We start from the raw sequence: 10,105 nt of genomic DNA, 5'->3' as shown, positions 1-10,105 counted from the left end.
CCACCAACACAACCAACAACCGGCTACAAATCTTTCCAGCTGCCGGGCGGCTGCCTCGGCGACGACAAAAAACACTACACACCCCACCCACACACCACAAACCCCCAGCACACACCCACAAAACACAACAACAAACACCCCCGATGGACATGGTTCATCACAAAAGAACACCGAACACTCACCAAGCGAAACCACCGTCGAAAATAAAACGACAAGTCCACGGGTTCAGGCGGTGAGCTAAAGCAGGAGGGCTACCAACAAAATGCAGATAACTGGCAAAGTGGCAAAAACAGTTACCCCGCGATCGACACCGCGGTGATGGAGAAGAGGACAGCTATCCACACTGCCTGACCGACGGCGAGGACTGAGTTCTTTCTCCACATGATGGCTCGCGGGATACCGAAGCTACTGGCGTTCCGGGCGATGGAAACAAGAGCGAAGCCCACAAGTGCGCAGGTCACAAGCAGGCCGACAACTAGAACAATCATTGATTCAGTCACGAAACTGACGCCACATAGGAGCAGGGCTACAGCGAAAACTCCCCACCAGGTTTCGCGGGTAGGTAGGAAGTGCCAGGTCAAGTTGTGCTGTTCTTCCTCTGTACGCGGCGTTTCTGCCGAGGATCTTCCACCGCACAGCTCCACCATCAGATCCGACAAGCCGGCGCCTTCGCCTACAAATGCTGATTCTGCATAGTGGTCGCCATCGAACTTTTGGGCGCTACCGAGTCCCGAATACTGCCGCACCGACATCGACCGCGACCCCGCAAAGGCGTTAAAACCGAGCCCCAAAACGACGCCGGCAAACGCCACGACCAGCAGGTACATGATAAATGGAGTCACAGATTCCGCACGGGAAGAGCCCAGAAAAGGCGGCAAACTCCACCCTGCGATGCCACGTCGGACAAGGACACCGATCAGACCCCCAACCGCGACCAACGCCACTGAACGAGCCACGGCAACCAGCACATAATCGCGAACATAGCGGACAATGGTCAGGCCGAACGCTCGATAAGCCAACAAGCGTGGATTTCCGTACGGCGTGAGGATGCACCACACCATTGCCGTCGTCGCACCGAACACGGGCTGCGACGCATCCATCCACAATGCCAGGACAACCATCAGGTCCACTAACCAGCGACTACCGGTTGACACATCGGCCAAGGACAGACGGTCACGAACTGGCATCACACACCCCCTACGCGTCATCCGTCGGAAAGTCCCCGACAACCGTGCTGCCAGAGACGACGAAGAGACGATCCGCGGAAGCATGCACCAGCTTGTCGGCGCAACGATCAGCCTGATTCATCACCACAGTCCTCGGGTGTGCAGCACAATCAGCCACGAGAGTCTGCATCACTAACTTTCGACGTTCCGGGCTCAGCCCCTCGCACGGCCTATCCCATAACGTCAAGGGTGCGCGTGCCGCCACGGCTACCACCGCCGATAACAGCGTCCTGGCCTGCGTCGATAGTTGGTTAACCTTTGTGGAGAGATCCAGCTGGAAAGCGCGAGACACCATTTCCGCGTAATCGTCGTCCCAGTTTGGGTAACGACGGGCGGCAGTGCGAAGCACCCGGTCAGCACGCCACTGAGCAGGGTACCGAACCGACACCCCGGCCAGAACGGTGCTGTCCATTGTGCGGGCGTTGTCATAGGGGGACTCGCCAAACACAGAGACGATTCCGCCCGAGATGCGCTCTTGACCAGCGAGAACCTGCAAAATTCTGGCCGCCGACGCCGACGGGCTAGAAGTAGCCACGTTCGGAGTGGCGGTGGTAGGGGTGGAGGTAGCAGCAGTGGTAGCGGTCCGGCTACCAGTGGATTCAGGCGCTGATTCCCCCACAAATGAATAAATCAAGCCCTCGTGCAGCGCTAAGTTGCAATCGCGGACGAGAATCGAAGCATCCTTGCGGCGCCGACTCCCCCACGGCACGGACCACACACGGCGAGCCTCCGCCACCGTAGCCTTCCGCATCCACGCGATCGGAGCGTCGGCGGGATCCCATTCCCGCCACTCTTCAGCAGAGCGGTCGCGCGCAGCAGCAGAACGATCACGCGGGTCCGCCGTCGGATCCGTCGAATGCAAGTCCATACCCTCTATTCTTTACCACCTTGTCCTCTACGAGCGCGCGGTGAAACCCCGACATTGAGCGTCGACAAGCCCCCGTTAAGGTTATACATAGCGAACTACTCTTGGATAGTTGGGGGAACCAATACAGTGGGGGCTCCCCGCAAAATGCACTAGAATGCGGGCGCGTGAGTCGGCGTTAGTGACTAGAAATCGCTAACCTGAACCCCAGAACCTTTTACAAAAAGTTAGATAAATTTTAGTTAGGAAACCGTGAACGATGCTCGAACGCACCTTAGTTTTCGTCGATACCTCTTATCTTCTAGCAAGCTTTTACAACTCATGGGAAGAAGGTGCCCGAACACAGCTCGAAATTGATCTACCCGAAGTCTGTTCAGTGCTCGACCGAATGATTACGCAACATGTTGGCCAGCCTGTACAGCGACAAAACTGGTACGACGGCATCCCGGATTCCGGGCCTCACCGGTACCAACGCGCACTCCGGACAGTCGACGGGGTTCAACTGCGCGCGGGGTTGCTAATCGAGACTGGGCAACGGCGCACACAAAAAGCGGTCGATACCAGGCTCGTTGCCGATATGATTCTGGCGGCGGTCCGCCAACAGTGCTCCGACATGGTGCTCGTGTCCGGCGACCAAGACATGATCCCCGGTGTTGTCGAAGCGTCCGCGATGGGAGTGCGGGTTCACCTCTACGGGTTCAGCTGGGACTCGATGTCCAACGCCCTCCGGCACAAATGCGACTCGATCACCGTGCTAGATCCACGCGAAGACTTCGCCGATACCATGCAGATCCAGCCACTTGAGGGGCCCATTCCGCCGTCCATTCCCCCGCGTCCGCTGGAGGCACAGGATCCCATTGTCGACGGCCAAGCAGGCGACAATGTGGCCTCCGGTGACGCACCGACTGGGGATGTTTCATCTGACAAGACCGCCCCGGGCGATGGCGACTCTGATGCTGGTAAATCCGGTGGTGATGGTTCCGAGGGTGGCGCTTCGGGCGCTTCCGTTGGTGGAACCGGCGTGGCTGATTCCCCCGCCTCATCGGCTGACAAGCGGACAGCGTCCCCAGCTGGAGACAGCGTCGACAACGATCAGCCGACGCAAAATAAGGGTGGCGACGACCATTCCTCACGTGCGGATTCCGCCCATGCCCATGAGGCGAACGCTCATGAGGCGGATCGGCATGGAGCGGCCAGCCAACCCGGGAACACCAGCGAAGACACGTGGGCATCCCGGCGTGTCCGCGGGAACAACAATGCCGCCGATGGTGAGCATGGCGGGCAATCAACGTCCGCCCACGAATCTCACTCAGCGGAGTCAACTCCATCACGCCCTACGCCGGCCGACATGATGGCCTGCGCCCGACGGAGCGCTAACGCAGCGGATCGTCGGCACAGTGGGGATCGCGATGGGAACCGAGATGGGAGTCGCGGACCCGAGGCCAGCACCACGACAGCGCAGACCCGTCCCGCCGATGCTGACCAGGCGGTACCAGGGCAGACGGAGCATTCGCCGTCGGGAGGATCACCCGCGACACGAATTCCGGAGTCCAGCGTCGGCAAGCAACGAGCCACTCAACCGGCTGAAGCAGTCGGAGGAGCTCTGGCGGCAAATGAAGGCTCCACGACGGAGGCGGCCGATAACCCGGCACCGAAGGACGACAGCAAGCCCGAGGACCCACGCTCGGCGGATCGGCCGACCACTGTGGCGACCCCGAGGAATGTTGCGGCGCGCCATCAAGCAGCGCAACTGGCGGCATCACAGCAGGCATCGGATGGGGGTTCCGACGAGACCGCGTCGGGCGATGACTCGAGCGATAACAACGCCCCCGAGGCTGTAACGCCCACGCCACAACCCAAACCCGCGCCCAAGCCATCAATGATGGCGCCACGGCGGAAGCTCCGGTCTCGGTACGTGCCCCTGCCCAACGAGATTTGGACTACCACGGGATTCCAAACCCCGTTTGACGTCGGCCAACAGTATGCGACCTGGTGGTTCCATCACGTCGCGACCGAGGAACAACGTGACAGCGCGCACGTTCTCTCCGGCGGAGGGCTCCCGCCGAATGTGGATCGTCCGCTCCTGCAATTCGCGTGCGAATCGTTGCACGAATACACACTGAACGAATCGCAGCGCGTCAGTCTGCGCGACGGATTCCACACCGGGATCCGCGCGATCCTGATCACTGGCGACGAGTAATCGCCGACGAGGAGGGGGCATGGCGATGTCCCCTCTGTCCCACCGATATGCCATGATCTACCCCATGGCATCGAACAAGGGGAGCGATACGTCGCACAAGGATCCAGCATCCACACCGGTTGCGGATTCCATCACGACAACCCATGACGCGAGCAGTGTCGATAATGCTGACGCAGCCGCATCCGCAGATCCCGTCCTGCCTTCCCTGGGTCGCACCGGAGACCACATTGGACTCAGGCGAACCATCGTGAACATGGTCCTGGCGGTGGTCGGGGGCGGAATCATGGCGTTGGTCTTCTGGCGCCTCATGAAGGCCACGCACTTTCCGGCTTTTAGCAACTCCAACGTTCTCAAGGCGCTCTCCACGCTGACGTCGGCCATTCTCATTGTGGTCGTGGCTGCACTCCTTATTTGGTGGGTTCACGACGGGAAACAAGCCGGATATGGCAGCGTCGGAAAGAACAGCGGTGCGAAGAACTCCGATGCAAAAAAGGAAGCCGCCGCCCCCGCTGTTCGTCGTCCCCGATGGCGAGTCTGGTTGACATACATCGTCACCTACATGTCCCCCGCCGGACTAGTAGGCACAGTGCTCACCATCCCCCTGTCCGCCACTCGCCTGTACCTCGACGGAATCTCGGTAGACCAGGCATTTCGGACGCAATTCCTCACTCGGATGACCGCGCAATTTGGCCTCCATGACATGGCCTACCCGGACATCCCCACCTTCTACCCCGCCGGCTGGTTCATCACCGGCGGGCGATTCGCCCACTACACGGGACTCGCGGGATGGGCCGCATTCCAACCGTGGGCCATCATCACACTCAGCGCAGCAGCGTGCATGCTCGTGCCCGTATGGCAACGCATCACCGGCAGTCTGCCGCTCGCTACCACCATTGCGCTCACCACCACGGCCATCATGTTGTCTATGTCGTCGTTCGAGCCCTACGCGGCCATCGTCGGCATGGGGATCCCCGCTGCAGCTGTGTTCGCGTGGCGTGCCATCAACGGAGCCCGCTGGTCGGCACTCGCAACAGCGATCTTCCTCGGCGCATCGGCAACCCTTTACACCCTGTTCACCGGTGTTAATGCTCTCGCCATTGTCGTCATTGGGCTCGTCATAGCCATCCGTCGGAAATCGTTCTTACCGATCATCCGGCTCGCGGGCATTGGTATCGGCTCCCTCCTGATCGCAGCGACTGTCTGGGCTCCCTATATCAAGGACCTGCTGACCAAGCCACATGGAAGCACGGATACAGCGCAGCACTACCTACCTGCCGACGGGACACAAATCCCGACACCCATGTTCCACATGACCGTCCTCGGGTTCCTCTGCCTCGTCGGTGTTATCTGGCTCATTGTGCGGTTCACGCATCCCATCGCGATGCCGATCGCCATCGCTGTGCTGACCTACTACGCCTGGGTGCTACTCTCCATGGCCGCCACACTCCACGGGACAACGCTGCTGGGGTTCCGCCTGGAACCGCCGATCACCATGCTGCTCGCCACCGCCGGTGTGCTCGGACTGCGTGATGCCCTCGCGCACGGGATACCTGCCCTGTACCCCGAGAGGTTTGCCACGGCGGCACCCACGATCACACTGGTCATCGGCGTACTCGTTGGGATTGCGGCCACCGAATTCGCGGCGACAATCCCCTGGTCCATCTCCCACTCGATCAATTCCGCTTACTCCGACACCGACGGCGACGGACATCGCAACGACGGAGTCCCCGCAGATTCTGGCACCTATTACCAGAAAGTCGCCGACACCATCGGGCGCGAACCCACTGACACTGTTCTTCTTGCCGACGAACAGGCCTTCATGGCGTACCGTCCCTACCTCGAGTTCCAGGCGCTGACCGCCCACTACGCCAACCCGCTCGGCAAATTTGTGCAACGGAACGCCGCCATCGAGAAGTGGTCAGAGGCGGAAACCCCCGAGGAACTCAACTCCGCTATGGACGACATGCCCTGGCGGAAACCCGACGCCATCCTCTTCCGTGGCTCCGTCGACGATGACGACTGGGCCCTGAACGTCGCTGATGATGTGTACCCCAGCGACCCGAATGTGCATTTCCGTTCCATCCGCTTCAACCCCGAAGCATTCAGCGACTGGACAGTGACGCAGGTTGGACCATTTATTGTCGCTGTTAGACCCCAATAGATGTCAGGTGATGTAACCAGAATGGTCTCCTCACAGGAACGTGACGTAGACTCCCAACACGTGTCACGGGTGAAAACTGACGGCAATAAAGGAAGCAGTCCCGCCCCGCAACAGCCCCACAATGAAGGCTCGGGCGGAGACTCCCGCATTCGACGTACCAAAATAGTGGCGGCAGTCACCGGTATTGCCGCCTTCTTGCTGTTCATTCTCACCCCCCTCTTGCCCGTCAAACAGACACAATCGTCCATTGACTGGCCGCAAAACGACAACATCAATTCCGTTGTCGCACCCCTGATTTCTTATTCCCCCGAGTCACTCGACTTCACGGTCCCGCTATCCCTGGCTGACAACCTCAACGACAACCAGACGGACCTTCTTTCCACCCTCCCGCACGATTCACGGTTCGTCGCATCCCGAGGGCTCATTGTTCGTGCCACTGACGACGGTGTCGACGTCATTAACCGCAGCCAGGTCATTCTGCAGATCACGAACTCGACGCTTGACTCACTGCCGGACGGCGCCACACTCAAGGTTCACTCCGACGCAACGTCGACCACCATTGATGTACCTGGTCAGACCGACAAGAGTGGGAAAAAACTCTCGGCCACTGTCGAAGGAGACAGGCGCCCGCAGATGACCGGTGTCTACACCGAGGTCGCGTCGAGCGCCAAGGACGACGCGATTAATGCCGGCTTTCAGGCGCACGCAACTATCGACTCGCGGTTTACGTCGCGGCCAACCCTGGTGAAGTATGTCGTGATGATCGCCGGGCTCATCTTGGCGGTGGTCTCCCTTGTCGCGCTCTGGAGATTAGACAAGGTTGGCACCCGCCAACGTGTGCCGCTGCTGCCGAAGAACTGGAAGAAGTTCACCGTCCTCGACGGCATCGTCAGCACTGTACTGATCTACTGGTATTTCTTCGGCGCGAACACGTCGGACGATGGCTACCTGCTTACGATGGCGAGGGCCTCCAAACACTCCGGCTACATGGCCAACTACTACCGGTGGTTCGGCGTACCCGAATCTCCTTTCGGTGCCCCCTACTATGACCTCCTCGGCCTCATGGCCCGGGTTGGGACGACATCCACGTGGATGCGTCTGCCCGAAATCATCGCCGCATTCCTCACTTGGTTCTTGCTTTCACGGTGTGTCATCCCACGCTTTGGCCCAGAAATCGCGAGACGAAAAGTCCCTTACTGGACCGCGGGCTTCGTGTTCCTCGCCGTCTGGATGGCCTACAACAACGGCCTGCGCCCCGAACCAGTTATCGCCCTCGGCGCGATCTTGACATGGGTCCTTCTGGAACGGGCCATTTGCACGGACCGACTGGCCCCGGCAGCCCTCGCAGTCATCGTGGCGTCGATATCGCTCGCGGCGGGACCAACCGGACTCATGGCTGTGGCTGCACTCCTAGCAGCGCTGTCCGGCATTTTCCGGATTGTCATCCACCGCCTCGACGCATTGGGCACCCCGAAATCATCAAGCAAGAAAGCGGTTGTTGGGGGTGTTACTGCACTACTAGCACCATTCCTCGCAGTGGGCACCGCAATCCTCGTCGCGGTCTTCGGAGATCAAACTCTCTCCACTGTGATGCAGTCGATCAAACTGCGCGGATTTATCGGCCCATCACTCCACTGGTATGAGGAGTCGGTTCGCTACGAAGCGCTCTTCTCCGCGACAGAAAACGGGTCCTTCGCGCGTCGATTCCCCATCTTCATGGTGATTCTGGCCCTGGGCACCGTGCTCGCCGCGATGCTGCGCCATAAAACTGTGCTGGGCGCTCGACCTGGGCCGACGCAGCGACTCGTGCTCGTCGTTATCGGAACGGCGTTCTTCATGGCATTCACGCCGACGAAGTGGACCCACCACTTCGGCGTCTACGCAGGTGTGGGAGCTGCTGTTGCTGCTCTAGCCTCGGTTGCCGCGTCGCAGTTTGCCGCGCGATCCGTCCGTAACCGGTTCCTCTACCTCGGTATCACCATCTTCCTGGGAGCTTTAGCGCTGGCAGGGATTAACGGCTGGTGGTACGTCTCCTCGCTGGGCGTCCCGTGGTATGACAAACCCATCTCGATCAAAGACACCCAAGTGTCCACCATTGTGTTGGTCATCGCGCTGCTCATCATGGTGTGGGGAGTTATCCAATCCTTCCGGTTGGACATTCAAGAGACGCTGGCCGAAACCAACTCAGAGAGCGAAGCGCTGGAAAAACGTGAACGCGCGCGAGCACAACGGTTCGCTGCTTTGACGTCATCGCCCATTGCTGTTCTCTGCGCGCTCGTCGTCGTCTTTAACTGTGCAGCCATGGGGAAAGCGTTTATTAAGCAATACCCCGCGTACTCCGTCGGGCTGGGAAATATCCGCACCCTAGCAGGGAAAACCTGCCAGATGGCGGATTATGTTGAGGTAGAAAAACACCCGTCGAGCAACATGCTCTCTACTGCCGACGGCAGCAAGTTCAAGGATTCATTGACCGCCGATAACAACCAAAACTTCGGCGCGAATAATATCCCAGCAGCCATCTACCCTGACATCGACTTCAACACGGTCGACACTGTTGATGCTGCGGAACAAGAAAGGGCGGAGAACAACAAGTCACGGAACTCGACTAACAACTCGTCCGATACTGACAGCTCCGATCAAAGCACGAACAACTCGACCAGCGGGCCACAAACATCAGGGACGAACCGCGGGGAAGCCGGGGCCGGTGACTCTGAAAAAGCGAATGCCCGGGGAACGAGCAATTCGAGTTCGAGCTCCACGAGCTCCGCTGGAACAAAGGGTGGTACCCAGCACACGCGCGGGATTAACGATTCTGCGGCTGCGCTTCCGTTCGGGCTTAACCCCAAGAAAGTGCCGGTTGTCGGCTCATACAGCAGCGGCATTCAGGTACCTGCTGAGACTAAAACGTCGTGGTACAAGCTGGACCAGCGCACATCGCCGCTGATCGTGGTGTCGGCTGCGGGATCTATTAAACACATCGACAGCAATGGAGTTGTCCAGCCGGGTCTCGACTTGGTGCTGGAGTACGGCCATAGAGATGACAGTGGCAAAGTCACCAACACGGGTGAACTTCTCCCCATTGATCCCGGCCCCGCACCCATGTGGCGAAACCTCCGGTTCCTCACTTCAGACATTCCCGACGACGCTAACGTGCTCCGCCTGCACGCTAAAGATAAAGAGCTAGCGCGGCGGGACTGGTTAGCGTTCACGCCGCCACGGATGCCACAACTTGAGACCCTCAATTCCTATGTGGGCCGCAAGGACCCGGTATTCCTCGAGTGGGAGACGCCGCTGCAGTTCCCCTGCCAGCGTCAATACGATCACTGGGCCGGAGTTGCAGAGCTGCCGAAGTACCGAATAGCGCCCAGCTATGACTCGCAACGCGCCAATAGCGGATGGATGGACTACAGCGGCGGCGGATCCCTCGGCCTGGTCGAAACGACCACCGTCCCCATGGCTCTGCCCACCTACTTCAGGGATGACTGGGGACGTGACTGGGGTGAACTCGACTTACTCCTGCCCCCTGCTAACTCGAAGAAGAAAGAGATTAAACCCGGGCATATTACCGAAAAGACCGAAACTCGTTCCGGTCTATGGAACCCTGGCCCAATGAATTACAAAGACCAGGGGTCGTCCGCCTAGGCCGGTTGGGG

General features: G+C 59.5%; 5 protein-coding genes. 3 read left to right on the top strand and 2 right to left on the bottom strand.

Annotated features, from left to right (window positions below; all coding sequences use genetic code 11):
* Positions 1-293: 293 nt before the first annotated feature.
* Together JMN36_RS05220 and JMN36_RS05215 are read right to left on the bottom strand one after the other, a co-directional pair.
* Positions 294-1,187 carry a hypothetical protein gene (locus tag JMN36_RS05220; protein WP_221923963.1) on the bottom strand — a complete coding sequence of 298 codons (894 nt, stop codon included), beginning with the start codon at positions 1,185-1,187 and terminating at the stop codon, positions 294-296.
* 10 nt (positions 1,188-1,197) lie between these two features.
* Entirely contained in the window at positions 1,198-2,094 is an 897-nt protein-coding gene (locus JMN36_RS05215; RefSeq protein ID WP_221923962.1) for a hypothetical protein, read from the bottom strand.
* 256 nt (positions 2,095-2,350) lie between these two features.
* Between JMN36_RS05215 and JMN36_RS11085 the strand changes: the two genes are divergently transcribed.
* The 3 genes from JMN36_RS11085 to JMN36_RS05195 are packed head-to-tail and all read left to right on the top strand — an operon-like array spanning position 2,351 to position 10,094.
* The gene (locus JMN36_RS11085; protein ID WP_412728557.1) at positions 2,351-4,291 is read left to right on the top strand and encodes an NYN domain-containing protein; all 1,941 of its coding nucleotides are present in this window, start codon (positions 2,351-2,353) and stop codon (positions 4,289-4,291) included.
* A 19-nt stretch (positions 4,292-4,310) separates the two neighbouring features.
* Complete coding sequence (locus JMN36_RS05200) at positions 4,311-6,452, top strand: galactan 5-O-arabinofuranosyltransferase (protein WP_221923961.1); 2,142 nt, start codon at positions 4,311-4,313, stop codon at positions 6,450-6,452.
* Positions 6,453-6,512: 60 nt separating this feature from the next.
* Entirely contained in the window at positions 6,513-10,094 is a 3,582-nt protein-coding gene (locus tag JMN36_RS05195; RefSeq protein ID WP_236881958.1) for an arabinosyltransferase domain-containing protein, read from the top strand.
* The last annotated feature ends 11 nt before the right edge of the window (positions 10,095-10,105 follow it).

Source organism: Corynebacterium pseudokroppenstedtii (assembly GCF_019754945.1).
Classification (GTDB): Bacteria; Actinomycetota; Actinomycetes; order Mycobacteriales; family Mycobacteriaceae; genus Corynebacterium; species Corynebacterium pseudokroppenstedtii.
The sequence above is the reverse complement of the archived record's forward strand: the minus strand, read 5'-3'. Positions and strand labels throughout refer to the sequence as shown.